Source organism: Bradyrhizobium sp. ORS 278 (assembly GCF_000026145.1).
Classification (GTDB): Bacteria; Pseudomonadota; Alphaproteobacteria; order Rhizobiales; family Xanthobacteraceae; genus Bradyrhizobium.
On the sequence record NC_009445.1, the window covers coordinates 6789197 to 6814608 of the forward strand.

The window sequence follows — 25412 nt, forward strand, 5'->3', positions numbered from 1 at the left end:
ACATCACGTCCAATGTTTGTCAATCGCGATTCGTCCACACGTGTATTTGCGCCCGATGCGCCTCTCGCGCGACCTCCGATCATGACCGTCGCCAGGGTTTCTCCTCTCGCATCAGACGCGCGTGATTCCGCGATCTTCGCAGTGAACGTCCGTTCGGAAAATGATCATTGCCCGCGACGCCGATTTTGCGTTGCATGAGCGCGCTCGCCGGCCAGCGGGTGCAAACCGAACCCGCCCGATTCAGGAGAGCTCCATGACTGACGCTGTGGTGGACGACATCCTCGTCATGTTGCCGCCGCTGCTGCAGACGCTCGAAGCCCTGTCCTATGTCGCCCGCTATCTGAACCCGCCGGATTTCGATCGCGTGATGGCCGCCATCGGCGATCCCGAGCAGACCCTGCACACGGCGCGTGCCCATCTCACCGAGTGGCCGGCGGATTTTGCCCACATCCGAATCGCCTTCGACACCGCCGCCGACGCTGCGCTGACTTCGTTCGCGGGCCTGCGAGCCGTGCAGGGCGGCCAGGGCGATCTGATCGAGGTGTTCCGCGCGCTGCGCCAGCTGCCGCGCGCGCTCGAGGCGCTGTTTCCGCTGGCCGCCACGTTGCCGCCGCTCAGCGAGTTCTTCCTCGACCCCGCCGTCGAAAACGACGAAGGGCTGCGCCAGCTGCTGGCGGCATCGGCCGGCAAGGACGCCGTGTTTCACGACCACAACGAGATCGGCAATCGCGGCGGCTTCTCGCTATATGTTCCCGAATACTACACGGCCGATCGCGCCTGGCCGCTGGTGATGGCGCTACATGGCGGCAGCGGCAACGGGCGCGACTTCCTGTGGAGCTGGCTGCGCGCCGCGCGCAGCCTTGGCGCGATCCTGGTGGCGCCGACCGCCACCGGCCCGACCTGGGCGCTGATGGGCGAGGATGCCGATACGCCGAACCTGATGCGCATCCTCGATCTCGTCCGCAGCCGCGTCGCCGTCGATCCTGCGCGGATGCTGCTGACCGGCATGAGCGATGGCGGCACCTTCTGCTATGTCAGCGGCCTGGAGCGCAGCTCGCCATTTACGCATCTCGCGCCGGTCGCCGCGACGTTTCACCCCTTGATGGCCGAGATCGCCGATCGTGACCGGCTGCGCGGGCTGCCGATCCAGATCGTCCACGGCCAGCTCGACTGGATGTTCCCGGTCGAGATCGCGCGGCACACCCAGGACGCTCTGGCGAAATCCGGCGCCAGCGTCGTCTATCGCGAGCTCGATGATCTCAGTCATTGCTATCCGCGCGAGGTGAACGTCGATCTGCTGCGCTGGCTCATGAGCTGATCAACTTGGTGACCTGCGGCCCGACATGACCGATCGGTAAGCTCCGCGACGTAATTTCGGCGGATTTTCTCCGCAATGGTCATCTCTTGCCGATCAGCGGGGGCGCTGCTCAGGGCGGACGTGATGCCGCCGAAGGATTGCCTATGCCCGCGCCTCTCGCTTCGGCCCGCCCCGCCTCCGTGCTGCTTGCCAATGGTGTCGATCGCCTCGAAGTCACGCTCAAGTTCACAACGGCAATTCTGGCGCTTGCCGCCGGCGTCTACACCTATCTCGGTGTCCGCGAACTGCTCAACGGCAGCCCGACGACCGTGTTCTTCGCCGCCGTCATCTACTCGGTCGCGGTTTCCATCGGCATCTACGCCTTCTGGGTGTTCATGATGCAGTTCATGCCGCATGTGACGAGCGTGGTGGGGCGGCTGCTGATGGGCGGCTGCATGCTGCTGGGGTCGCTGATGATCGTCGCGATGTCGTCCTGGCTGAACGCCTCGGCGCTGGCTGGCGCCGCCGCCATCCAGCAGCATCTCGCGATCACCGTGCAGAACTACACGCGCGACCTGGATCGCGCCAACACCCAGGCCATCGCGGCGCAAAGCCTGCTGCCCGACATCCAGCTCGCCTCCTCGCGCTTCGCCAAGCTGGCGGAGGCTGAGCGCGCCGGCTCGCTGACGGGCACTTCGGGCTCCGGCACCGTCGTCCAGTTGCTGAGCCAGATGTCGACACAACTCGATGGTCTCGGACAGCAAGTGCAGGAATCCGGCAAGCGCGTCTCCGGCCTTTACGAGCAGGGCAGCAAGAGCCTCGCCAAGATGCGCGAGCTCATCTCCGACCGTGGTCCGATCGCCGTGCGCAGCGATGCGTTCGCGACGGAGTCGCTGGCCCTGATGGGCGTGATCGCCAATTTGCAGCAGACATCGGTCGCTCCCGCCGTGAAGCGCGCGGCCACCTCGCTGTCGGCCGGCTTCATCGCGCCCGCCGCCGGCGGACGAAATGGCGACCTGGCCGAGCGGCAGACTGCCGTGGTCGGTAAGGTGGAAGGTGCGATCGCGACGCAGGCGGCGTCGCTAGCGGATGCCGCCGACAAAATCTTGGCGCTGCCGCGGATCGAGCCGACCCGGTTCCAGACCTTGTCGCCGGCGGAGGCCGTGCTGCGTTATGCTAGCGATTTCATCCCGAGCTGGGCGGGCGCGATTTCCATCGACCTGATGCCGGCGGTGCTGGTGCTGATCCTCTGCGTCGTGCACGCCGCAATCCGCCGCGAAGGCTTGCCCGCCGCGAGCGCTTCCAGCCTGACCGCCGCCGATCTCGTCGCGGCGATGCAGGTCGCCCGCGAGGTCGAGGATGCCCGGCGCGCGGCCGAAATGCGCCCAGCACCCACGCCCGCCGACGCACCATCCGCGCCCATCCTTGAGCCACAGCCGTCTGCGCCTCCAACCGCCGCGACGGAGGAGAACGTCACCTCTTTGTCCTCCGCACGCATCGGCAAGTAGTGCATGGCCACGCCTCTGAACCAACGCGTCCATGCGTGGCTCGCCGGCAATCCGGATGAAAGCGTGCTGCGCTGGGTGTTCCGCTCGATCCTCGTCGTCACTGTCGTGATCCTGGCGTTGGATCTGATCGATCAGACCACCCCGCATGCCGCGTCCGACACCGCTCAGCCCCAGCTCGACATTCAGCGTGATCAGCCTGATGGGCCAGCCGATTCTCCCGCCGTGCTCACGCCGCTGCTGAAGCGGCTGATGCCGCTGCCCAAGGGCGATCCCGCGCTCGAGCAGCCGATCAGCCTGGAGCTCCGCGGCGGCGGCCGGCTGTATGCGACCGGCACGATCACGCCCGGCAGTGCGCGCGCTTTCGCCGATGAGGTCGAGCGGCACGGCGAATACGTCAAGACCGTCGTGCTGAACTCGCCGGGTGGCTCGGTCGCCGATGCGCTGGCGATGGGACGGCTCATTCGCAACCGGAAATTCGCTACCGAGATCGAGGCCGGCAAGACCTGTGCCTCATCGTGTCCGCTGGTGTTCGCCGGCGGCATCGAGCGCCGCGCCGGCGAGCGGGCGATGATCGGCGTGCACCAGATCGCCGCCGTCCGCTCCGCCAAGCCCGCCCGCACCGACGACGACATGAGCCTCGCGCAGAACGTCTCGGCGCGCTGCCAGCGTCATCTGGCCGACATGGGCATCGATCTCAAGGTCTGGGTGCATGCGATGGAGACGCCGCATGACCAGCTGTTCACCTTCACGCCCGACGAGCTGAAATCACTCAATCTGGTCACCTCGGCGCCGGAATCGCGTCCTGAAAAACCACGCAGTTAGTTTGTTGGGTAGCGCTTGAACCTTCCGCTGCGAGGGCGGAACCAAGCTTCGACGGCGGCGTTGTCGGCCGTCACACTGGAGAACATGATCATGCGGACATTGGTGGGAATGATCCTGGGTGCGCTCATTCTGGGGTTCGGCGTCTACATTCACGATTCGATGCAGACCTCGGAGGTCGCGAACGGATCAGGTGCGCAGTCGCGCCGGACCATCGTCAACTGGGACGTCGCGGCGGACAGCTGGAATTCGCTCAAGACGCGCGCGCATGACGACTGGGTTCGCATCTCGTCGAAGTAACGCGCAGCACCGCTCGTTTGCAGGGCGCCTCGACCTCGTGTCGGGGCGTCCTTTGCTTTGCTCCTAATTGGCCGCTTTGGCCTTGCGTGCATCGGCGATCACCTGCTCGAACTGCGCCATGGTCAGCACGCCCGGCACCCTGAACTTGCCGACGATGAAGGACGGCGTGCCGCGGAAGCGCAGGCCGCGCGCTTGGCTGTCGTTGCGCGCCAGCATCGCGTCGATCGCCTTGCCGTTGGTCGCAAGATCGCGCTTGGCGCGATCGACATCGATGCCGGCTTCGGCGAGCAGCTCGTCGATGCGCGTTTCCGTGAGCTTGGAGCTGACGCCGATCAGCGCGTCATGCGCCTTGGCATATTTGTCCTGATACTTGGTGGCGAGCGCCATCCGCGCCGCGGTTACCGAAACAGGTCCGAGGATCGGCCATTCCTTCATGACCCAGCGAACCTTGCCGTCGTCATGCACGACCTGCTGGAGCTCGGGATCGAGCTTGCGGCAATACGGACAGTTGTAGTCGAACCATTCGACGATCGCGATGTCGCCTGCGGCGTTGCCGAGCACCGGCGCGTCGGGATCGCGCAGCACCGACGCTTCGTCGGGCTCGTCGGCGTCCTGAGCGCGGGTGGGGCGGGACAAAAGCGACAGCGCGGCTCCGGCGCCAAAAAGCGAAAGAAGCTCGCGCCGGCTGCTGGCCTGGACGATCGTGGTCGACGGACGGCGTGTCATAATCGTCAGCTCCAGATGTGCAGCAGGCTGCGCGTCAGCATGTACAGCGCCACCGCCGCGATCACGATCGAAAACACCACGTTCAACGCGCCGCGCCGCTCCGAAAGATGGCGCGCGAGGCGGGTGCCCGCAAGCCCGCCGGCAATGCCGCCCGCGATAAAGAGACCGGCGAGGTCCCAGGCGACCAGGCCGGACCAGCCATAGCTCGCCGCCGTGGTGAGGCCGAACGTGGTCACGGCGACCAGCGAGGAGCTCACCGCATTCATGATCGGCATCCCCGTCGCGGCCATCAGCGCCGGCACGATCAGGAAGCCGCCGCCGATGCCGAAGAAGCCGGACAGCGTACCGGTCGCCAGGCCGAAGCCGACGATCGCCGGCACATTCGCCATGCTCATCTTGACGTCGGGGATGCCGACACGGGCCCGCGTCTTCAGCATCAGGAGCGCGATCACCATCATCACCAGCGCGAACAGCGCCAGCAGTTTCTGGCCGTCGACCATCTTGCCGAGCAGCGAGCCCGTGAAGGCGCCGACGATGCCGGCCGCCGCGAACAGTGCCGCGATCGGCCAGATCACGGTGCCGCCGCGGGCATGGTTGGCGAGATTGACCGCTGCATTGGTCGCCACCGCGATGGCGCTGGAGCCGATCGCGATGTGCGGCTCGGGCACGCCGACCACATAGACCATCAGCGGGACCGCCAGCACCGAACCGCCGCCGCCGACCAGCCCGAGCGAGAACCCGACCAGCCCGCCGCACAGCACACCGAGAATGCCTTGAGTCGCGGAAATCATGGCGGGAGCAAATTCATTTCCCCGCCACGAAGGCAAGCCCCAACTTCACCGCAGCGCATTGTGCGCGTGCCAATTCCGCTCTGCGATACTCGATAACAGGAGCGGCCGGACGCACGCTGCATCCGGCCGCCACCACGTCATGCGATCACAGCGCTCAGGCGGCACCCTTCAGCTTCTTAGTGCATTCGCTGTAGTAGCCGCCGCCCTTCTGGATCCACTTCAGGCCACCATTGGCGTTGGTCGCCTTATTGGCATTGTACTGGTCGACGCAGGTATGCATGCGCGCCTCGCCGGGCTTCTCCTTCGCGTACTTCGGATCGACCGCATTCGGGAAGACGGCCGGGCCGCTCGGCTCCGCCGCCGGGGCTGCCTCCTTGGCCGCCGCCTTCGTCTCCTTCGCCGGCTTGGCCTCGGCGGCGGGTGCGGGCGCAGGGGCCGCTGGAGCGGCCGGCGCTGCAGCCGGAGCGGCCGCCGTGGCGTCGCTGCCGCACTGGGCCTTGCGGAAGTCGTTCCACTTCTGGCCGTTCAGCGTGCCGGCGTCCTTTGCCGCCTTGTATTTGGCGCTGCATTCCTGCGCGGTCAGCGCCTGCGCGGGCGCGGTGGCGAAGGCTGCGAGGCCGAGCACGGCGACGGCAGCGACTGACGAGACAACCAATGATTTTGCCTGAAAACTCATCCCAGATCTCCCTGTGGAGCATGTTGAATGGGGCGATTAGTCTAGCGAGCCGCCGGCGACCGACAAAGCAGGCGTGAGCCCGACGTCGCGAAAATATAATTTGCCTCGCATCGCAATACGGCTCATTCCATTCATACCGGGTTCAGCATCGCCGGCCATCGCGCCGTGCCTGATCAGTCGAGGATACCAGCATGAATTTCACTGCCCGCGCGGCGGCTGCAGCCACTGCAATCGCCATCCTGTTGGCCGCGGGTCCCGCCTTCTCACAACACGGACTGTCGCTGCCGTCGCGGCCCGATGCCGCCACCGACACCTACGCGACCATGGACAAGTCGACGCGCCGTGCGATCTCGATGGCCTGCTCGAAGGAAGCCGACGATCAGGGCCTTTTCCACGGCAAGGCGCGCGGCAAATTCCGCTCCGCCTGCAAGCGTGACAAGGCGGCCGCTGCGGCGGCAGCTGCGCCTGCCGACAAGCCGAAATGATCCGCATGCCGGCCGGGTTCGCGGACGCGCGCCCGGCCGGCCTTCTCCCCACCTGCATGGCCGCACCGCAGCAGGAGGGAATTGTTCCCCCGCCATGGTTTTGGCATAAGGCGCGCGTGCGCCAGATCATCTCCTCCCTCCCCTTCGAATTGCCGGACCGCGCCAAGACCCTGAGCGCGGTCGAGACGCTCGCCCTCGGCACCGCCGGCGGCCTGCTGTTCCTCGTCGCCCATCTGCCGGGCGGCCTGATCTCCGGCGCGATGATGGCGACCGCGATCGCCGCCATCGCCGGCCGTCCCCTGGCGATGCCGCCGATCCTGACCCAGACCGTGCTGCTGCTGCTCGGCATCTCGATCGGCGCGATCGTCTCGCGCGAGCTGATCACCCATGTCAGCGCCTATCCGGTGACGATCGCGCTGCTCGCGCTCGCGACCTTCTGCTCGACCTTCGGCTCCAGCCTCTATCTTCAGCGCGTCCATGGCTGGGATCGGACCTCGGCGCTGCTCGCCGGCAGCCCCGGCGCATTGTCGCAGATCACGCTGCTCGCGGTCGAGCGCGGCGCCGACCTGCCGGCGATCGCGGTCGTGCAGACCTTGCGCGTGATCATCCTGACCGCGGCGCTGCCGCTGGTGCTGGCCATCGCCGGCGTCGCGCCCGCGGCGCCGGTCTCGCTCGGCCAGAGCGTCGCCTCGCCGCTCGGCCTGCTGGCGCTGCTGGTGGCCTCGCTGGTCGCCGCCGTGCTGATGCAGCTGATCAAGTTTCCGGCAAGCTGGCTGTTTGGCGCGATGGTCGCGAGCGGCATCCTGCACGGCACCAGCCTGGTCGACGGCGGCCTGCCGGAGTGGATGCGCGGCGTGGCGCTGGTCGGCATCGGCGCGCTGATCGGCAGCCGCTTCGCGCGGATGCGGATCAAGACGCTGGTCAGCCATGTCAGGGCGGCGCTCGGCTCGTTCGCGATCGCTGTCGCGATCTCGGCGCTGTTCGTCACCGTGATCGTGCTGGTGACGCATGTGCGCTTCTCCGACACCATCGTCGCCTTCGCGCCCGGCGCGATGGACGCGATGATGGCGCTGGCGCTGACCCTGCACATCGACCCGATCTTCGTCGGCGCGCATCACCTCTCGCGCTTCGTCTTCGTCACCATCGCCACCCCCGGCATCGTCCATCTGTTCGGACGGCCGCAGGAGGATGTCGACGATTAGGCGCCGGCCGTCTTGCGCGTCAGGCCCCAGCCGGCGATGGCGGCGATCAGGAGCGAGATCAGCACGCTGTAGCCGGCCAGCGACAGGCCCAGAAAGCGGAACTGCACCTCGTCGCAGCGCACGACATGGACGCTGTCGAGCCGCTCCAGCAGGCTGCCGGCGCTGCCGAGATTGCCGATCGGCCCGGTGCATTCGGTCGGCCCCGGCCAGAAGCCCCATTCGACGCCGGAATGGTAGACGCCGAGCCCGGCATTGCCGAGCGCGGCCAGCGCGATCAGGCCGAGGCCCGCGAGCACCACGGCGCGAGGGGCGCCAACCTTCGCGGCGAGCGCGATGAGAATCCCGAGCGGGACGATCGCGTAATAGGCCCAGCGCTGCTTCAGGCACAGCTCGCAGGGCTGCAGGCCCCATGCCAGTTGCATGTACCAGGCCCCCGCCAGCGCGGCCGCCGCGAATCCGGCCGCGACCAGCGCCGCCGTCGCCGCCGGGCTCATCGCCCCGGTCGCGGGGCGCGCCATCACCGAGGTATTGCTCATCGATCCTCCAGAACGGGCCTGCATCCGGCCCATGCCGGGCCGTTCCGGCTCCTACTCCCGGCCGCGAAACCTGTCGAGATGCGCGCCCATCACGTCCGTGCGGGTTGACCCGGCCCGGCCGCCCGCTATAGTCCGCCCCGCTTCGCTGGTTCCTCTGCAGGGTCCAATGCGAATGCCCCTGTGGCGGAACTGGTAGACGCGCTCGACTCAAAATCGAGTTCCGCAAGGAGTGCTGGTTCGATTCCGGCCAGGGGCACCACGCTTCGCCCTGCGGGCTACGCGTGGCGCAGCCGGGCAGGAGCCCGCAGGGTGAAGCGTGCCCGGCGTAGTCTCTTGGTGGAGCCGGGCGTTTGAGCCCCCAAGTCTCGCTTGAGCCGTGCTCTCGCATCTCGGTCCAACACTGTCAAACAGCCACGCGCCTTCAACCGCACGGTCACTCCAGACATGCGCCCGCGATCTCGCAACTGAATGAGCCCGAGGGTTACATCCGTCGCGCGCCTCGAAACACATCAGAGGCGCAGGGAGAGCCGGACCTCGACTGAGGCCCGTGGCCCGCCTGCGGAAGAAAAATGCAGGCGGCAGGTACCACAGGTCCAGCCGGACAGACCCGGCCCTCCCTGCGCGATCGGTTTTAACGGTGTCCTTCGTGCTCTCCTTGGGGACCGGCTTTTTGCCCCCATCGCCTGCGCCTGCCGTCGAGCAACGACACGGGCTTGACCTCAGCACCGGGAGGCCGGGACCACACGACTTTTCCGTCCGCGACACGAGCGCTCGTCCGGCGCCGCATCCACGTCCATCGCAGCCCACCTCCACGTATCGTGACGACGCGTACGCCCTCTGCATCGAGGCGGGATGCAGGAGTAGAGCATGATTTTCGGAAAAACGCAAGACAATTACATTTCGTCGTTTAGTCGGCCAACAAATCAACGTGCGGAACCATTAATGGTCAAAGCTGAACAATGTGATCGGGACGAAACGGCCTATTTCCTAGACGTGTCTTCATGGCGAGCAATTTCCGCCTGCCCCTCCCCAGAAGCGGCGTCTGCAGTGTCATCTTCTTCGGGGTTAATGGCCTCATTCGCCTTGGCTTCCTCCATCCTACTCTCGGCAATCTTTGCTTCTGCTACCTTTACTTCTCCCGCTCCGCTTTCTGCTGCCTTGGCTTCTGCCGCCTTGGCTTCTGCCGCCTTGGCCTCTGCCGCCTTGGCTTCTGCCGCCTTGGCTTCTGCTGCCTTGGCTTCTGCCGCCTTGGCTTCAGTTGCCTTGGCTTCGGCTGTGCCAGCGTCGGGCCCACTCGGATTTGTCGTCCCGTCAACTGGCGGAGTCCCTCCCCCTCCACTCTTGATGTTCTCGACTGCCCGCCGCAGTTCGGCTTCTTGGCTGCGGCTTTCGACTTGCCGCTGAACGAAGGAGCCTATGAACGCGCCGAGTGTGAGCTTCGTAAAGTCGAGAAAAGCGTTGAATGTCTCGGACTTGCTATCGGTAAAGAGCACTCCGCATGAAAAGAATAGCACCAACCCGAGCGTCACCAGGGGTAAACCTGTCAGACCAATCTTCTGGAAAATACCGACGCCTCCAGTCAAGCTAACGAGACGGATATATTCTGTGACCGGGGCCGACTTCCCATCTTTGATTGCGTCCTTCACCAAATCAAAGTCTTTGGCAGGAACGACACTCGTCTGTTCGTAGAATGCGGCCCGCATCAGCGCATTTGCTCTCGCAGCAAACTTCAGACCAACCCAAATAGCCGCAACGAGTGGGAAGTAGGCCGCAAAAACTGCGACGATCAGGTTGATAATGGATACCACAACATCCGCTGGCTCTTTGGCGAACTGCGTGATTTGCGGTGGTTTAAGTCCTAAAAAGTAATTTGAGTAGACGCCTGCGGCGCTGAAGGCGGCGACGGCAATAAACAGATGAACTATAACTAATACGTACTGGCGACCAGCTTGGCCGGCTACGTCGCGGATTGAAGTGCTTTGGGAAGACGCATCGGTCATGACTGCAGCATCCTCACTGGGCAATAGGTTTTTGGCCTTACCGGACAATTGTGTGCGTCAGAATAACACCGGCAATGAACACACTCTCGCGGACCGGCAGTTCGAGCTTACGAGCTCAACTTCATAATACAACCTCTCGAGGTCTCTTGCCAAATTCACTCGCTGCCAATAGAATACTTGAATACAACACCTCTGCGAGGATTGCTGATCTTCGGATTGCGGGAGCTTGAATATGCGGCCGCGCCGCTCGATCCGGGCTTCATCGTGCAGCATGCCTATTCAACTGCGGAATATCTTCTGAAGTCGGGCAAGCGCCTCGCTGACAATGAAACCATTGGCGTCGAAGGCCAGATGAAATTCGCGATTTCGCATGCCGATGCGGGCGATTTCGTCGCCTTTCCCGTCGTCCGCCTCACTCTCAAGATCGGTGCGTGAGGAACGGGCATGGTTTACAAGTTCGATCCCGTTTACTGGAATGGCACGATCTTTCACCTCGATGAGGCTACATGGAAGATGTCCGGCGACTGGGATGAGTATCGTCCTCGGAATCTGCCCATTCCGGCATCATGTTTCCCCAAGACATTGAACTTCGACAGGGCACGCGCACCGCTGCCGGATATGTTTCACACAGCCAGAGACATCATTGTGTTCTCGGATCGGGCACGTGTTGTCATTGAGCGTTCGGCACCCGGGGAAGTCGAGTTCATTCCGGTCGCCTGTCATGCCGATCGGGCAATCGCGGCCAAGCTGAAATTGGCCAGCGCGTATTTTTTTATAAATGTTCTGGGGCGTGCCCAGCGGCTTCGATGGCGCGAAGTACCGACGGAAAAATATCCACGGCGACCCGATGGGACGGAGCTCTTTGGATTGCTTCAGGACTACAGCAGGTGGTTGCTGCGTGAGCGCGCCGCCGGAGAGCCGATGATCTGGCACGACACGCCTTGGCGGGACGGAAACAAAGAATACAGAGGCCAGAACGAAATCCTCATCGAGGATAGTCTTTGGCGAGAGCTCAATGCAGAGTTTCCCGGTCAGCTCAACGCGCTGCGAGCCGGGGAAGCTTGAAGCTGAAGGTGATGCGGGGGGCACATGGCAGACACAGAGTTCAGTCACAATATCTCGCAGCAGATCTGGGACGAATTCGGTCCGCAGCTCGAAAAGCTCGGCTTCAGCAAATCTGATTTCGGATTCGTCGACAACTACCGCATGCCGGGCACGACTTGACCTCAGCACCGGGAGGCCGGGACCACACGACTTCGCCGCCCGCAACACGAGCGCTCGTCCAGCGCCGCATCCACGTCCATCGCAGCCCACCTCCACGTATCGTGACGACACGCACGCCCTCTGCATCGAGGCGGGATGCGGAGAGTAGAACATGATTTTCGGAAAAACGAAAGACGATTACATTTCGTCGTTGAATCGGCCAACAAATCAACGTGCGGAACCATTAACAGTCAAAACTGAACGATGTGATCAGGACGAACCGGCCTATTTCCTACTAGCACGAAAGAACTGAGTTGCTGGAGTACTTATGAGGACTGTCGCTCTCTGCAGCAGGACGTCATCCGGGCAAAGTACGAACGGGAGCAACGGAATCGCAGACGCCTGCTTCGAGCGCGTCGGGAGAGCCAAAGCGGCTTGCCCGACGCCGAAGAGGATTGCCCGACTTACTTCCCCATGCTCCCCGCCTGGTTCGTGCCCGGGCCGACATTGCCCTGGCTCGACGAGGTGGAGTCGAGACCGGACTTGGTGTTGCCGCTGCCGGGCTGCATGTTGGCGCCGGTGGTTTGCGAGGAATTCGTCGACATCGACGAATGGTGCTTCTTGTGGTGCTTGGCTTCGGCCGCGAACGGCGCGGCGGCGAGGGTGGCGGTGACGAGGGCGGCCATCGCGAGCTGGGTCTTCTTCATGGATCCGATCTCCATCAGGATGTGAAACACTCACGCCCAACCCGCCGATGACATCCGCGTTCCGGATCACCGATCAAGCGTTGGTGTAGGCTTCAGACCCTGCTGATGAGGAACGAAGTCCTATCAGCAGCGACACCGCAAATGTTGCTCCGCAGCGGATCTACGCCGGGGCTTGCGCCGGCGCCATCGCGGACTGGGCTTTCGGGAACGGCCGGAAGGTCATCATCATCAGGACCGCGCCGAGGCCCATGATCCATGAGCCGACATACAGCCACGTGTAGCTGGCGAAGCTGTCGTAGATCAGGCCGCCGGCCAGCGGGCCTGTCGCCATCCCCAGGCTGCCGGCCATGGCAGTGCCGCCGATCACCGTGCCCATGATGCCTTGCGGAAAGTTGTCGCGCGCGATGGACGCGTAGAGCGGCATGGTGCCGGCATAGAGGAAGCCGAACGTCGCGGCGACGGCGTAGAACGCGGCGAGGTCGCGCACGGCCACATAAGCGAGCGCGCCGAAGGCTTGCGCGAGGAGGCCGAGCACGAGCACGCGCTTGGCGCCGAAGCGGTCGCCGAGCAGGCCGAAGGCGATGCGGCCGCCGAGGCCGGCGAGGCCCTCGACGCTGTAGATCGTCACCGCTGCCATCAGCGGGATGCCGCAGGTGACGGCGTAGCTGACGGTGTGGATGATCGGGCCGGAATGGGTGGCGCAGCAGAAGAAATTGGTGGCGAGCAGGATCAGGAACTGCGGCGAGCGCAGCGCCGCCGAGCGCGTCATCTCAGCCGGCCCGGCGTCGGCGCCCGACGCGACGACGTCGCCGGGCGCCGACAGTGGCGGGCGGCCGACGAGCAGCGAGGTGGGGATCATGATGGCAGCGACAACGGCGGCGATGCACTGCATCGCGGTGCGCCAGTCATAGCTCGAGACGAGCCAGGCCGCGAGCGGCGACATCGTCATCGGCGCGACACCCATGCCGGCCGACACCAGCGAGACCGCGAGGCTGCGATGGGTGTCGAACCAGCCGGTGACGGTCGCCATGACCGGCGGGAAGATCGCCGCCGTCGCGACGCCCGCGATCAGGCCGAACAGCAGCTGGAACATGAGCAACGACGATGTCAGGCTTGCCAACAGAAGACTCAACGCGAGCAGGGTCGAGCCGATCAGCAGCACGGGGCGCGGGCCGATGCGATCGGACAGCGTGCCCCAGGCCATGCTGGTGCAGGCCATCGCGAGGAAGCCGATCGTCAGCGCGCTGGAGATGCCTGCGACCGACCAGCCGGTCGCGGCGGCCATCGGCTTGAGGAACACCGGCAGCGAGAACAGCCCGCCGACGGCGACGCAGCCGAGCACGCCCCCGGCGCCCACGATCACCCAGCGATACAACGATGTGCTCATGTCCAGCATCTCCTGCAGATGACATCTGGAAGACGAGCGAGCGATCACCGGGACGACAGGCGCCAGAGGGTTTTTCGCGAAGCACGAGCGGAACCCGCTCTCCTGCGCCGGCTCACACCGGCGTCATGCCGTGCTGGCGCTTGGTTTCGGCGGTCTCGTCGGAGACGAGATATTCGATGAAGGCGCGGGCGGCGTCGGCGTGCGCGCCCGCCTTGCACAGCGCGGCGGCGAACACCGTGCCCGGCTGTAGCGCCTCGGGCAGCAGGCCGACGATGTCGATGCCCGGGGCGCCGAGCATCTCGCTGAGCTGCTGGAAGCCGACATCCACCTCGCCGTCGGCGAGCAGCTTCGCGACCGGGATGCCGGGCTTGGCCTGAACTAGGCGCGAGCCCTCGCTCTCCAGCCCCCAATCGCGGGCGAGCTTCTGCACATGGGTGCCGCTCGGGCCGGTGGAGATGCCGATCGCCTTGGCGCTCTCCATCGCCTTGCGCACGGCGGCCTCGTCGAGCGGATCGGGTTTGGGTCGGCCGGCGCGCACCGCCATCGCCATCGGCGATTCCGCGATCTCGATGATGCTGCCGGGAACGAGATGGCCGTCGGCCTCGAGCTTCTGCAGCGCATCGGAGGCGAGCACCGCGAAGTCGAACGCCTCGCCGGCGCGGATGCGCTTGGCGGCATCGACGCCGCCGACGGATTCGATCGTGATCACCTCCCCGGTCGCCTCCTCATAGGCGGCCGCGAGCTCGGCCAGGATCTGCCGGGTCGCCATCGAGGAAATGCCGGCGACGTTGATGCTCATGGGGGCTCCGTTTCGATGTCGTTTCGCACGCAGGCTTTGTGCGGGATGATGATCGGATATGGCATGCCGGACGGCGGAGCAAGATGGGGGATGCGATCGCCGGGCGGCGAGCACCGCTGCGCTCCCTCTCCCCCTGCTTACGGGGAGAGGGAGCGCACTGCCCGTGCTGAGACATCGCGCCTCGATGACGAAGACGTGGTCCCACTGCAGCCCCTACTTCGGCACGCTCTCCAGATCCTCCAGCCACGCCGCGGCGTTACCATCCGACGGCGCGCGCCAGTCGCCGCGGGGGGACAGCGCGCCGCCGGCGACGACTTTGGGGCCGTTGGGCATTGCCGACCGCTTGAACTGGCTGAAGGCGAAGAAGCGCTTGAGGAAGACCTCCAGCCACTTCCGGATCTCGCCGAGCGCATAGGCGTTGCGCTTGTCATCGGGGAAATGCGGCGGCCAGGCGCCCTCGCGCGCGTCCTTCCAGGCGTGGTGCGCCATGAAGGCGATCTTCGATGGGCGTAGGCCGTAGCGCAGCGTGTAGAACAGATTGAAGTCCTGCAGCTCATAGGGACCGATCGCGGCCTGCGTGCTCTGCGGCGTCTCGCCCTCCTTCACCGGCACGAGCTCCGGCGAGATTTCGGCCGACAGCACGGCTTCGAGGGTGCGGTCGACCTCGGCCGAGAACTGACGCGAGGCGATTACCCAGCGGATGAGATGCTGGATCAGGGTCTTCGGCACGCCGGCATTGACGTTGTAGTGCGACATCTGATCGCCGACGCCATAGGTGCACCATCCGAGCGCCAGCTCGGAGAGGTCGCCGGTGCCGAGCACGAGGCCGCCGCGGTCATTCGCGAGGCGGAACAGATAGTCGGTGCGGAGGCCCGCCTGCACGTTCTCGAAGGTGACGTCGTAGACCTCCTCGCCGCGGCCGAACGGATGGCCGATGTCCTTGAGCATCTGCGTGGCGGCGGGGCGGATGTCGAGCTCGGCGGCGCTGACCTCGAGGGACTTCATCAAGGCGTGCGCGTAAGACTTGCTCTGCGCGCCCGTGCCGAAGCCCGGCATCGTGTAGGCGAGGATGTTGGTGCGGGGCAGGCCGAGCAGGTCCATCGCCTTGGCGGCGACGATCAGCGCATGCGTGGAATCGAGGCCACCGGAGACGCCGATCACGATGCGCTTGGTTCCGGTAGCGCGCAGCCGCTGTGTCAGCCCGGCGACCTGGATGTTGTAGGCCTCGTAGCAGTCCTGATCGAGCCGCGCGGCATCGCTCGGCACGAAAGGGAAGCGCTCGATCGCCCGCCTGAAGCCGATGTCACTCTCGGCCGGCTGCAGCTCGAAGCCGATGCGGCGCCAATGCACGCTCTGATCCTGCGCGCGCGCGTTGTCGTCGAACGTGCCCATCAGCGCCCGCTCCTGGCGCAGCAGATCGAGATCGACATCGGCGAAGATGGTCTGGCCGGTCTGGCGGAAGCGCTCGCTCTCGGCCAGCAGCACGCCGTTCTCGAAGATCGAGGTCTGGCCGTCCCAGGCGAGATCGGTGGTGGATTCACCCACGCCGGCGGCGGCGTAGATGTAGGCGGCAAGGCAGCGCGCCGAGGTCGAGCGGCACAGCAGCGAGCGGGATTCGGCGCGGCCCACGGTGATCGGGCTGCCGGAGAGATTGACGAGCACGGTGGCGCCGGCGAGCGCGAGCTCGGAGGCCGGCGTCACCGGCACCCACATGTCCTCGCAGACCTCGACGCCGATGACGAGGCCGGCGACGTCAGCGGCGGCGAACAAGAGGTCGGTGCCGAACGGCGCCATCGTTTCGGCGACCTCGATCATCTCGCCGCGGATGCCGGCGCCGGAGGCGAAGTGACGGCCTTCATAGAACTCGCGATACGTCGGCAGATAGCTTTTCGGAATGACGCCGAGCACCTCGCCGCGATGGATCACCACGGCGCAATTGTAGACGCGATGCGAAAAGCGCAGCGGTGCGCCGACGATCAGCACCGGCATCAGGTCGTGCGAGGCTTCGACCAGCGTGAGCAGCCCGCGCTGCACGGCGTCGAGCAGCGGATCCTGCTTGACGAGGTCGTCGATGGCGTAGCCGGACAGGCACAGCTCGGGAAACACCGCGACCGCCGCGCCCTGCTCATGGCAGGCGCGCGCGGCCGCCAGGATCGCCGCCGCGTTGGCGGTGGGATTGGCGACGCTGGAGGCGGTGACGCAGGCGGCGACGCGGGCGAAGCCATGACGGTAGATCGAATGGAAATTCATCGGGGCAGTCCATCTCCTGTCGCCGGAGCATACGACATGTTCCATGACGGGAGCCATGACAAGAGCGTCAGGTCAGCACCGCCGCGCCCGCAGGCGGCGCCACCTTGCGGACATCCGTCATTTGATTTGCGCCGGCCGGCCGAGGCCGGATAGATCGAGGCTCCGCCATTCGAGCCACATCATGAACCTGTTCGTCATCGGCTTCGGCTATTCCGCCCAGCGCTTCGTCGATCTCCACGGCAGCGGCTTCGCTGCCATCGGCGGCACGGTGCGCGGCGCCGAGAAGCGCGCGCAGTTCGCGCGCTACGCGCTCGATCTGTTCGACGGCACGATGCCGGCCGCGGCGACGCTGGCGAAGGCCGCAAAGGCGGATGTCGTGCTGATCTCGGCGCCGCCCGGCGCCGGCGAGGATCCTGCCCTGACCCATTTCGGCGATGCGATCACATCGGGCCGCGCGCGCGTGGTCTATCTCTCCACGGTCGGCGTCTATGGCGACCACCAGGGTGCCTGGATCGACGAGGACACGCCGCTGGCGCCGGAGCACGGCCGGGTGCAGGCGCGCGTGCGCGTCGAGGAAGACTGGCGCGCCCGGATCGGTGACCGGCTGGCGGTGCTCCGGCTCGGCGGCATCTATGGCCCCGGCCGCAACGCGCTGGTCGAGCTGCGTGCGGGGCGCGCGCGCCGCATCGTCAAGCCGGGCCAGGTGTTCAACCGCATCCATGTCGACGACATCGCCGCCGCGATTCAGGGCGCGATCCGACGTGAGAGGGGCGGCGCCTGGAACATCGTCGACGACGAGCCGGCGCCGCCGCAGGACGTCATCGCCTACGCGGCCCGGCTGATGGGCATCGCGCCGCCGCCGGAGCTGCCGTTCGACAGCGCCGATCTGTCGCCGATGGCGCGGAGCTTCTACGCCAGCAACCGGCGCATCCGGAATACCAGGGCCAAGCAGGATCTCGGCCTGGTCTTCGCCTATCCGACCTACCGCGAAGGGCTCGACGCGCTGTGGGCGGCGGGCGAAGGGCGCTGACGCCTACCCGCGTTGGGGTTCAGGACATCGCGCAGGCCGCGCGCAAGCCGCGCCCGAACAGACGCAGTGCGCCCTCCTCCGGCGGCGGGCCGCCCGGTTCGTCCCGGCGTCCGAGCGAGCCGTCGATCCGCAGCATCGCCAGCCCATGCGCGAGCCCCCACGCGGCGACGGCGGCTTGCTCGAGGGTCGCGGCGGGCGTCGCAGCGGGCAGGAAGCTCGTGAGCGCCTGGCGCAGCGGTCCGAAGGTCGCGCGCTTTGCCGAGGCCACCTCCGGATAGGCGTGCCAGTCGGGCAGGCCGACCCCGAACATCAGCCGGTAGAGCTGCGGCCGCGCGGCGGCGAAGCCGATATAGTCGAGACCGAGGCCGGTCAGCTGGTCCTCCCCAGCCGGCCAGCGCGCCTGCGCAGCTTCCTGCGACGTGGTGAGGGCGAGGAAGCCGGCTTCGGCGACGGTGGCCAGCAGGTCTTCCTTGCCGGCGAAATGATTGTAGGGCGCCGACTGCGACACGCCGGCGGCTCGCGCAGTCGCGCGGAACGACAGCGCCTCGGCGCCATCCCGCTCGAGCAGCTCGGTCGCGGCGGCGATCAGCGCCTGCTTCAGATTGCCGTGATGATAGGGCCGCGGCTCGGTCGACGTCGGGTCTGCGGGCATTTTCGTCATTTCAATCGATGTTGACACTGATCATATTTAGCCTAGGATGATGTTATCATCGTTCACATCGGATCTGAACCGGAGATGATGCCATGACCGACGCACCCTCAACCCCCGTGCGGTCTCGACGCTATGCGCTGGCGGGATTCGCCGGCGGCCTCGCCGCGGGCGCGCTCGGCGGCGCCGCATTCGCCCAGACGGCGCACCGGCCGGCGCCCACCATCATTGCGGCCCCGAAACGGTTCGGCGGCAAGACCGTGCTCGTCACCGGGGCCACCTCGGGAATCGGACGCGCCGCCGCGATCGCCTTTGCCCGCCAGGGCGCGGCAGTCGTGTTCTGCGGCCGGCGCGAGGCGCTGGGCCGCGAGGTCGAGGCCGAGATCAAGGCGGAGGGTGGCCGCGCCCGCTTCATCCGCGCCGATGTCCGCGTCGAGGCCGAGATGCGGGATCTCGTGGTACAGGCGATTGCAACGTTCGGCGGTCTCGACATCGCGTTGAACAATGCCGGCATCACGATCGAAAAGCCGCTGCACGAGCTCGATGCTGCCGACTGGGCCGATGTCGTCGACACCAACCTGCGCGGCGTGTTCTTCGCCATGAAGTATGAAATCGCCGAGATGCTGCCGCGCGGCGGCGGGACCATTCTCGTGACCTCGTCCTCCGTCGTCCATCGCACCGGGCCGCGCCGCAGCGCCTACACCGCGACCAAGGCCGGCTTGGTCGGCATGGTGCGGTCGGCGGCGCTCGACTATGCCGACAACAACATCCGCATCAACGCGATCCTGCCGGGCACGACCGACACCGCGCTGGTCCGCCGCGTCGCCGGCACCGAGGGCATGCCGGACGCCGTGTGGCAGATCGCCGCCACGCAATGGGCGCGGAGCAAGATGCCGGGCTTCAAGCGCATGGCGTCGCCCGAAGAGATCGCCGAGTTCGCTGTCGCCATGGCCTCGCCGGAGCTGACCTACATGACCGGCTCTGCGCTCGCGTCGGATGGCGGGACCGGCTGAGATTTTATCGGGCCCAGGAAACCTTCCGTCGCGCTGGCGATTGCCGAACAGAGATTGTCATGCGGGACTGACGCGACTGCACGTCGTGCGGCCCTCACGCGAAGGATGTTCGACATGCAAGCCGACCACCCCATTACCTGGCTGACCTTCTTCACGCTCGCCGCCGGCATCATCATCGCCGCCGGCGCCTTCCTGTCGTTCCTGCGCTCGCGGCACAACCGCGAGATCGCCGCTGTCGCGCTCGAGGGCGATGGCCGCGGCCGCGGCATGGCGCCGTCGGGCGCGCTGCCGGAACTCGGCGGTCTGTTCGTGCTCGGCCTGATCGTCGCCGGCCTCCTGGTCGCCGGCTATCAGAGCGGCGGGTCGACCCGCTTCGCTGGCGGCGACAAGCCGACGCCGGTCCCGTCAGCGCCGACCAACACCGACCGCGGCACCACCGTGGGCGCCGGCGCGGCGATCACCCCGCCGGAGTCGCCGACGATGACGCAGCCGGCCCGCCCCGGCCCCGATCTGCGCACCGCCCCCGCCTCGTCACCGACGGGCGCCGGACCGGAGAGCGGCGGTCATCCGGAGGCGAGCCCGCCGGCGCGGTAGCATTCGCTTGCTCCAGAAAAACGAAGGCCGTGCAATGCGCGGCCTTTTCCCATTCAGCTTTCCTGAACCAATAATGACGCGCCAGCGCGGCCCGTCAGATCGCGGCCGCCACCTTGTCGAGGCCGATCGTGCGCGCGAGCCGCCGCACCTCGTCCTTCTGGTCGTCGCGCAGCTGCCAGAGCAGCGGCATCGCCGCCGATTTCAGCTGCTGCACCTCGTCGGAATCCGGGTCGATCGCGACGGCGCCCGGCTTCGCGGCGGTCTGGCGGCCGGTGTGGATCTTGCGGGCGACGGCGCGCAGCGCGGTTTCCACCGCCGGCCAATAATATTCCTGGCTGGCCGACAGCCGCAGCCGCTCCTTGATTCCCGCGATCTGGGTATCCGACAGCAGCGAATAGGCCTTCTGGACCTCGGGCTTGAGCGGCGCGGCTGGCGCGTCGGTCCGGGCCATGATCTTGGACTTCGGCAGGATCGGCTCCGCCGCCACGACGGGCGCCTTTGCCGGCTCCTTGGCAACCTCCGGCTCGGACGGCGCGTAGGCATAGGCTTGGCGCAGCGTGCTCCGGGTCACCGGCGCGCTCTGCGGCTCGACGTCGGCGGCCGCAACTGTGACCATGGCGAGGCGGTCGCCCTTAGCTTCGCGGTTGGAGATCGGGCTTTTCGCAACCACGGCCGGCATCATCGCACCAGCCGAGGGAACGCTGTCCCGCATCAGGATACTGGTCACGGCAGCGCCGGCGATCAGAACCCCAAGCAAAGCGGCAATAGCGATCGACTTCGTCACGCAAATCTCCGTATCCCGGCGGAAACGCCGCACTTTGCCGAAAACTGGGAGCAAATTAAGGCTTTACGATGCCACAGAAACAGGTGAGCCACCATTCCGCCCTGCGCAGATGACGGATATTTTTTTATGCCGCGGAAGACAGCTCGGCCGGCGTCAGCAGATCGTAGGCGGCCTGGATGTCGGCAACGATATCGGAGGCCTCCCACAACGCCGCCGGTTCCACCGAATGCAGGCTGATGGTCCAGTTTCCGCCGCGCGCAGTTCGCGGCACGCTCATGATGTCGAACTGAACGCTGCGGCACAGGGGATGGCGCTGCAGGGCATGTCCAACGCGAATCCGAATCTCCTCGAGCGTCGCCCGCTCCTTGGTCAGCCCCAACTCGATGCCCATTGCGCAATTCCGCCAAATCGAAACTCGGCGGATTGTGCGGCGGGATGGTTAATGGTGCCTTAAGGACACAGTGGGACCGCAGCATCGTCAGCCGGCGCGTCGCGAGCCCGCGTGCTCATACTCCTCAGCCGTGCGCGCAACCAGCGTGGCGACGTCGGTGATGTCCGTGACCCCAGAGACGGAATGCCCCGCGCTCCAGATGTCACGCCACCGCGTCGGCCTGCTTTCGCGCGCGCCGACATCGATGTCCTTGCCGATCTCGATCGCGCCGCGCGCCGGCAGGGCGTCCGGATCGAGTCCCGCCGCAAAGATCGAGGGCCGGAGCATGCTGGTCGGCAGGCCGGTGACGGCCGAGGTCAGCAGCACATCGTCCGCCGAGCTGTCGACCAGCATGGTCTTGTAGCGGGCATCCGCCACGCTCTCGCGTGTCGCGATGAACTTGGTGCCCATGTAGGCGAGATCGCAGCCGAGCATCTCGGCCGCGCGCAACGCCACGCCATCACTGATGCCGCCGGCGAGCACGATCGGGCCGGCGAAGAGGCTGCGCACCGCCCGCACGAAGGCAAACGGATTGAGCCAGCCGGTCTGACCGCCCGCGCCTGCCGTCAGCAGCACCAGACCATCGGCGCCAGCCTCGATCGCGCGCTCGGCGTGGCGGAGCGAGGCGACGTCGGCGAACACAAGCGCGCCGGCCTCATGCAGCGGCGCGATCACCGGCGCCGGCGAGCCGACCGAGGTGATGACGAGCTCCGGCCGGTGGCGCAGCAGCACCGCGAGATCATCCGCAAGCCGCGCGTTGGAACGGTGTACGATCAGGTTCGGACAGACCGGTGCCGCCGCCACGCCGCTGGCATCGCTGGCGCGCGCGAGCCGGCCGGCGATGTCGCGCAGCCAGCCGTCGAGTTCGTCGGGCGTGCGGCAGTTCACCGTCGGGAACGCGCCGATGACGCCGTTGGCGCAGGCCGCGCTGACAAGCTCGACGCCCGACACCAGGAACATCGGCGCCGCGATCAGCGGCAGCCGCAGCCGCTTGCGTATTTCAGGCAGAGGAAGTGTCTGCACCGCGTGTCCTCCCTGAGGCTCGTTGCACCCAGGGATAGCTACGCCGGCGCGCGCGATCAATCGTCGCCGAACAGGCTGAAGCGCGGGCCCGGCATGTCCGCGGGCTGAGCGGCATAGGCCCGCGGCGTCGAATCCTCGCGCACCGCCTGCTCGACGGCGCGCAGATCCTGCTCGCGGCGCTGCCGGCGGCGTTCGACATACTGCCGGTGCCGTTCGGCACGGCGCTGCTCGGCGACGCGCCTGCGCTCGGCCGCGCGTGACGTCTGCTCCGGATCCGGCGCCTTGTCTGCAACCTTGTCCTGGCTCTTGTCTTGTGTCGTGTCTTGCGCGGCGTCCTGCACCTTGGCCTGTGCATCGCCGGGCTGGGGCATGATGGATGTCGGTGAAGCGGCTGCGGTGGTCGTCATTGCTGCCGGAGCCTGCGAAGCACTCGCCGAAGCCGGGCTCGCCGTGGCCGCGCTGGCCGCCGCGGGTGCCACCTTGACCGGGACCGTCGCGGCCGCCTGCGTTGCCGCAAGATAGGACGTCACAGTCGGAGACGGCGACGGCGCATCCGGCACCGAACGTTCGAGCCTGGCGGCTTCCGTCGCCGGCGATTTCGGATTCATCCCCTGGGCAATCATGAGCCCGCCGCCGAGGCCGGCCGCAACGGCAACCGCGACTGTTCCGGCCCCCGCAAAGAAAGCTGTCGACGTGCGCATGGCCTTGCTCCCTGATTGTTCGGCCGGGCAACGCCGCGCGCGCGGCGATGTTCCGAGCCAAGCCGCGACGCGACTTGAGCGCGAAGGCCATTCTGTTAGCCTGCGTATCAAGCTCCGCGACGCAACAACCAGCGGGGCACTTCGGGAGGACATCCGCATGAACCGTGAACTCCACGCGTTCCCCGTCGTCTGCGAGCAGACGTTGCTTACGTTGTCGCGCCATCCGCAGCGCACCGCTTTCAGCTGGCCGGGAGGATCGCTGTCCTATCAGGGCGCGATCGACTTGATCGGCCGCATGCAGGGCGTGTTCATGCGGCTCGGCCTGCCGCCTGGAACACGCGTCGCGTTCCTCACCGCGAATCGCGCCGATGCGTGGTGCGCCGGCATGGCGGCGCAGCTGTCGCGGCTCGCCATCACCTGGCTGCATCCGCTGGGCTCGCTGGAGGACCAGCTGTTCCAGCTGTCGGATTCCGAGTCGCAGGTGCTGGTGATCGATGCCGCCGCGTTCCGCGACCGCGGCGGTGAACTCGCCGCGCGCGCCGACGGTCTGCGCCATGTGTTCACGCTCGGGCCCGCCGGGTACGGCGCCGATCTGCTCGCCGCCATCGCGCAATCCGGCCACGCCACCGCGCGCAATTTCGCGAGACCCGACGACCTCGCCACGCTCAACTACACCGGCGGCACCACGGGCAAGTCGAAGGGCGCGCTGCGCCATCACCGGGAATATGGCGGCTTCGCCACGGCGATCCTCGCCGATTTCGAGATTCCGGACCGCGCCCGATATCTCACGGTGGCGCCGATCAGCCACGTCGCCGGCACCAAGGTGCTGCCGACCCTGATGCGCGGCGGCACCGTGCACATGCTCAAAGGGTTTGATCCCGAGGCCGTGCTGGACACCATCGCCCGCGAGCGCATCAACTTCACTCTGTTCGTACCGACCATGATCTACGTGCTGCTCGATCATCCCGCGCTCGCCAGGACCGATCTCTCCTCGCTGGAGCTCGTGCTCTACGGCGCGTCCGCGATGTCGCCGACACGGCTGGTCGAAGGCATCGAGCGTATCGGCCCGGTGTTCTCGCAGCTCTACGGCCAGACCGAATGCTATCCGGTGTCGGTGCTGCGCAAGGCCGATCATGATCCGAAGCAGCCGGAGCTGTTTCTGTCGTGCGGCTTCCCGATCGCGGCTTGCGAGGTCAAGATCCTCGACGACGATGATCAGGAGGCGCCGCAGGGCGAGGCTGGCGAGATCTGCGTGCGCGCGCCGCATGTGATGGCGGAATACTGGAAACGGCCCGACATCACGGCGGAGACCCTGAAGAACGGCTGGCTGCGCACCGGCGACATCGCGCGCCGCGACGAGCGCGGCTACCTGTACATCCTCGATCGCAAGAAGGACATGATCGTCTCCGGCGGCTTCAACATCTTTCCGCGCGAGATCGAGGACGTGCTGACGCAGCACGCCGATGTCGCGATGTGCGCCGTGGTCGGCGTGCCCGACGACAAATGGGGCGAGGCCGTCACCGCGATCGTAGTGCCGCGCGCGGGCGCGCAGCCCAACGCGACCGAGCTGATCGAGCTGGTCAAGGCGCGCAAGGGCTCGGCGCACGCGCCGAAGCGCGTCGAGTTCGTCAAGGAGCTGCCGGTGACCGGCGTCGGCAAGATTGACAAGAAGGTGCTGCGCGCGAAGTACTGGGAGGGACGCGGCCGGATGGTGGGATAGCGCCACCACGGGGCTTCGGTCTTCTGCGTCATTGCGTCCCTCACCACCGTCGTCCCGGACAAGCTGCGACGCGCGCCGGCGCGGCGCCGATCCGGGTTCCAGACGCCGTGCCGGGCATGAGGCGCGAAAACGCCAATCGCCAGCGCGCCTCGCACGACGTCCTGTGGGTATGGGTCCCGGCGTTCGCCGGGACGAGGATGATGTTTGCTATTCAGGCACATCAATGCCGCGAGAACAGGTCGCGCAGCTTGCAGAGCGAAGTAGTGACGTCGAAGCGCTGCGCGGGCAGCGGCTCGCCGGCAATGAGCCGCGCGAGCGCGGTCTCGGCATCGCTCTCGCCGGTCAGCAGCACGTCGGCGCCGCGCGCCTTCATGTGGCGGATGAAGCCGTCGCCGGCGCTGCCGGCCAGCACGATGTCGATGCCATCGAGCGGATGCGGACAGTCGTCCTTGAAGTGATGCAGCACCTGGTCCTTCGCGAGTTCGACGCGATCCGGCGCAGGCAGACGCGCGCTCGCAGCATGATTGGTGAGATCATAGAGCAGCCAGCAGCGCGCCTGTCCCGCGTGACTGCTGATAGTGCTCCAGTCCCTGGTCGGAACAGCGATCCTCATCTCGGGCCCCGGCTCGGTCGCGAACATCGGCACACAAACTACACGGCCGTCGCCGCGGATCGCTGATCCAGCGCAAATCCGGCCGTAGTTCTACGGCCAGCTTACTCTGCTCAAGTTTAGAGCAAAATTTATCTCTCGCGCGCCTAACTATCCGCACGTTTTTACCGTG

28 protein-coding genes and 1 tRNA gene are annotated in these 25412 nt (G+C 66.5%); 14 read left to right on the forward strand and 15 right to left on the reverse strand.

Features of this window, described 5'->3' with window-relative positions; translation table 11 throughout:
- Positions 1-253: 253 nt before the first annotated feature.
- The 4 genes from BRADO_RS30330 to BRADO_RS30345 all read left to right on the forward strand — a co-directional run bounded on the left by BRADO_RS30330 (position 254) and on the right by BRADO_RS30345 (position 3924).
- Positions 254-1318, forward strand: coding sequence for a phospholipase (locus BRADO_RS30330; protein WP_012030022.1), 1065 nt, complete (start codon positions 254-256; stop codon positions 1316-1318).
- A gap of 143 nt (positions 1319-1461) precedes the next feature.
- Positions 1462-2805: a hypothetical protein gene (locus BRADO_RS30335; protein WP_041757163.1), complete on the forward strand. Its 1344-nt coding sequence runs from the start codon at positions 1462-1464 to the stop codon at positions 2803-2805.
- A gap of 3 nt (positions 2806-2808) precedes the next feature.
- The gene (locus tag BRADO_RS30340) at positions 2809-3627 is read left to right on the forward strand and encodes a hypothetical protein (RefSeq protein WP_012030024.1); all 819 of its coding nucleotides are present in this window, start codon (positions 2809-2811) and stop codon (positions 3625-3627) included.
- Between the two features lie 90 nt (positions 3628-3717).
- Positions 3718-3924 carry a hypothetical protein gene (locus BRADO_RS30345; protein ID WP_012030025.1) on the forward strand — a complete coding sequence of 69 codons (207 nt, stop codon included), beginning with the start codon at positions 3718-3720 and terminating at the stop codon, positions 3922-3924.
- Between the two features lie 63 nt (positions 3925-3987).
- On the opposite strand, the gene BRADO_RS30350 is transcribed toward BRADO_RS30345, so the two are convergent.
- From BRADO_RS30350 to BRADO_RS30360, 3 genes are all read right to left on the reverse strand, one after another.
- A complete protein-coding gene (locus BRADO_RS30350; protein WP_041757164.1) occupies positions 3988-4650 on the reverse strand; it encodes a DsbA family protein in 663 nt (220 codons plus the stop codon).
- Positions 4651-4655: 5 nt separating this feature from the next.
- On the reverse strand, positions 4656-5441 hold the full coding sequence (locus tag BRADO_RS30355) for a sulfite exporter TauE/SafE family protein (protein WP_012030027.1): 786 nt from the start codon (positions 5439-5441) through the stop codon (positions 4656-4658).
- A 154-nt stretch (positions 5442-5595) separates the two neighbouring features.
- Positions 5596-6117: a hypothetical protein gene (locus BRADO_RS30360; RefSeq protein ID WP_041757165.1), complete on the reverse strand. Its 522-nt coding sequence runs from the start codon at positions 6115-6117 to the stop codon at positions 5596-5598.
- A gap of 191 nt (positions 6118-6308) precedes the next feature.
- Here BRADO_RS30360 and BRADO_RS30365 point away from each other — a divergent pair, with 191 nt between their 5' ends.
- Positions 6309-6602, forward strand: coding sequence for a hypothetical protein (locus BRADO_RS30365; protein ID WP_041757166.1), 294 nt, complete (start codon positions 6309-6311; stop codon positions 6600-6602).
- A gap of 116 nt (positions 6603-6718) precedes the next feature.
- On the forward strand, positions 6719-7804 hold the full coding sequence (locus BRADO_RS30370; protein WP_012030030.1) for an AbrB family transcriptional regulator: 1086 nt from the start codon (positions 6719-6721) through the stop codon (positions 7802-7804).
- Here BRADO_RS30370 and BRADO_RS30375 read toward each other — a convergent pair.
- Entirely contained in the window at positions 7801-8340 is a 540-nt protein-coding gene (locus BRADO_RS30375; RefSeq protein WP_050781058.1) for a disulfide bond formation protein B, read from the reverse strand. The genes BRADO_RS30370 and BRADO_RS30375 overlap by 4 nt on opposite strands.
- A gap of 174 nt (positions 8341-8514) precedes the next feature.
- Here BRADO_RS30375 and BRADO_RS30380 point away from each other — a divergent pair.
- Positions 8515-8599: transfer RNA gene (locus tag BRADO_RS30380), tRNA-Leu, on the forward strand.
- Positions 8600-9320: 721 nt separating this feature from the next.
- Here BRADO_RS30380 and BRADO_RS35635 read toward each other — a convergent pair.
- Positions 9321-10340, reverse strand: a complete 1020-nt coding sequence (locus tag BRADO_RS35635) for a hypothetical protein (protein ID WP_197535373.1) — start codon at positions 10338-10340, stop codon at positions 9321-9323.
- Between the two features lie 201 nt (positions 10341-10541).
- Here BRADO_RS35635 and BRADO_RS30390 point away from each other — a divergent pair, with 201 nt between their 5' ends.
- Genes BRADO_RS30390 through BRADO_RS35930 form a run of 3 tightly spaced genes read left to right on the forward strand, consistent with a single transcriptional unit; the run spans position 10542 to position 11564 of the window.
- Positions 10542-10775 (forward strand): DUF4261 domain-containing protein, encoded by a 234-nt coding sequence (locus tag BRADO_RS30390; protein WP_041757168.1) that lies wholly within the window; start codon positions 10542-10544, stop codon positions 10773-10775.
- A gap of 9 nt (positions 10776-10784) precedes the next feature.
- Entirely contained in the window at positions 10785-11405 is a 621-nt protein-coding gene (locus BRADO_RS30395; RefSeq protein WP_012030034.1) for a hypothetical protein, read from the forward strand.
- A 24-nt stretch (positions 11406-11429) separates the two neighbouring features.
- Positions 11430-11564, forward strand: a complete 135-nt coding sequence (locus tag BRADO_RS35930) for a hypothetical protein (protein WP_012030035.1) — start codon at positions 11430-11432, stop codon at positions 11562-11564.
- A 443-nt stretch (positions 11565-12007) separates the two neighbouring features.
- Here BRADO_RS35930 and BRADO_RS30400 read toward each other — a convergent pair whose 3' ends face one another.
- The 4 genes from BRADO_RS30400 to BRADO_RS30415 form a co-directional block, all read right to left on the reverse strand.
- Entirely contained in the window at positions 12008-12250 is a 243-nt protein-coding gene (locus BRADO_RS30400; protein WP_041757861.1) for a hypothetical protein, read from the reverse strand.
- A gap of 160 nt (positions 12251-12410) precedes the next feature.
- On the reverse strand, positions 12411-13637 hold the full coding sequence (locus BRADO_RS30405; protein WP_012030037.1) for an MFS transporter: 1227 nt from the start codon (positions 13635-13637) through the stop codon (positions 12411-12413).
- Between the two features lie 112 nt (positions 13638-13749).
- Positions 13750-14436, reverse strand: a complete 687-nt coding sequence (locus BRADO_RS30410; protein ID WP_012030038.1) for a substrate-binding domain-containing protein — start codon at positions 14434-14436, stop codon at positions 13750-13752.
- A 213-nt stretch (positions 14437-14649) separates the two neighbouring features.
- The gene (locus tag BRADO_RS30415) at positions 14650-16686 is read right to left on the reverse strand and encodes an NAD(+) synthase (RefSeq protein WP_012030039.1); all 2037 of its coding nucleotides are present in this window, start codon (positions 16684-16686) and stop codon (positions 14650-14652) included.
- Between the two features lie 181 nt (positions 16687-16867).
- Here BRADO_RS30415 and BRADO_RS30420 point away from each other — a divergent pair, with 181 nt between their 5' ends.
- Positions 16868-17716: an NAD-dependent epimerase/dehydratase family protein gene (locus BRADO_RS30420; RefSeq protein ID WP_012030040.1), complete on the forward strand. Its 849-nt coding sequence runs from the start codon at positions 16868-16870 to the stop codon at positions 17714-17716.
- Positions 17717-17735: 19 nt separating this feature from the next.
- Here BRADO_RS30420 and BRADO_RS30425 read toward each other — a convergent pair whose 3' ends face one another.
- A complete protein-coding gene (locus tag BRADO_RS30425; RefSeq protein WP_041757863.1) occupies positions 17736-18368 on the reverse strand; it encodes a TetR/AcrR family transcriptional regulator in 633 nt (210 codons plus the stop codon).
- A 92-nt stretch (positions 18369-18460) separates the two neighbouring features.
- Here BRADO_RS30425 and BRADO_RS30430 point away from each other — a divergent pair, with 92 nt between their 5' ends.
- A complete protein-coding gene (locus BRADO_RS30430) occupies positions 18461-19378 on the forward strand; it encodes an SDR family NAD(P)-dependent oxidoreductase (protein ID WP_012030042.1) in 918 nt (305 codons plus the stop codon).
- Between the two features lie 114 nt (positions 19379-19492).
- Positions 19493-19972, forward strand: a complete 480-nt coding sequence (locus tag BRADO_RS30435) for a hypothetical protein (RefSeq protein WP_012030043.1) — start codon at positions 19493-19495, stop codon at positions 19970-19972.
- Between the two features lie 94 nt (positions 19973-20066).
- Here the strand turns inward: BRADO_RS30435 and BRADO_RS30440 are convergent, their stop codons facing one another.
- From BRADO_RS30440 to BRADO_RS30455, 4 genes are all read right to left on the reverse strand, one after another.
- Entirely contained in the window at positions 20067-20699 is a 633-nt protein-coding gene (locus BRADO_RS30440) for a hypothetical protein (protein ID WP_012030044.1), read from the reverse strand.
- A gap of 181 nt (positions 20700-20880) precedes the next feature.
- Positions 20881-21147, reverse strand: coding sequence for a hypothetical protein (locus tag BRADO_RS30445; protein WP_008962221.1), 267 nt, complete (start codon positions 21145-21147; stop codon positions 20881-20883).
- 87 nt (positions 21148-21234) lie between these two features.
- A complete protein-coding gene (locus BRADO_RS30450; RefSeq protein ID WP_012030045.1) occupies positions 21235-22209 on the reverse strand; it encodes a nitronate monooxygenase family protein in 975 nt (324 codons plus the stop codon).
- A 56-nt stretch (positions 22210-22265) separates the two neighbouring features.
- Positions 22266-22910, reverse strand: coding sequence for a hypothetical protein (locus BRADO_RS30455; protein WP_041757170.1), 645 nt, complete (start codon positions 22908-22910; stop codon positions 22266-22268).
- 157 nt (positions 22911-23067) lie between these two features.
- Here BRADO_RS30455 and BRADO_RS30460 point away from each other — a divergent pair, with 157 nt between their 5' ends.
- Entirely contained in the window at positions 23068-24630 is a 1563-nt protein-coding gene (locus BRADO_RS30460; RefSeq protein WP_041757171.1) for an AMP-binding protein, read from the forward strand.
- A 220-nt stretch (positions 24631-24850) separates the two neighbouring features.
- On the opposite strand, the gene BRADO_RS30465 is transcribed toward BRADO_RS30460, so the two are convergent.
- Positions 24851-25243 (reverse strand): hypothetical protein, encoded by a 393-nt coding sequence (locus tag BRADO_RS30465; RefSeq protein ID WP_012030048.1) that lies wholly within the window; start codon positions 25241-25243, stop codon positions 24851-24853.
- Positions 25244-25412 lie beyond the last annotated feature (169 nt).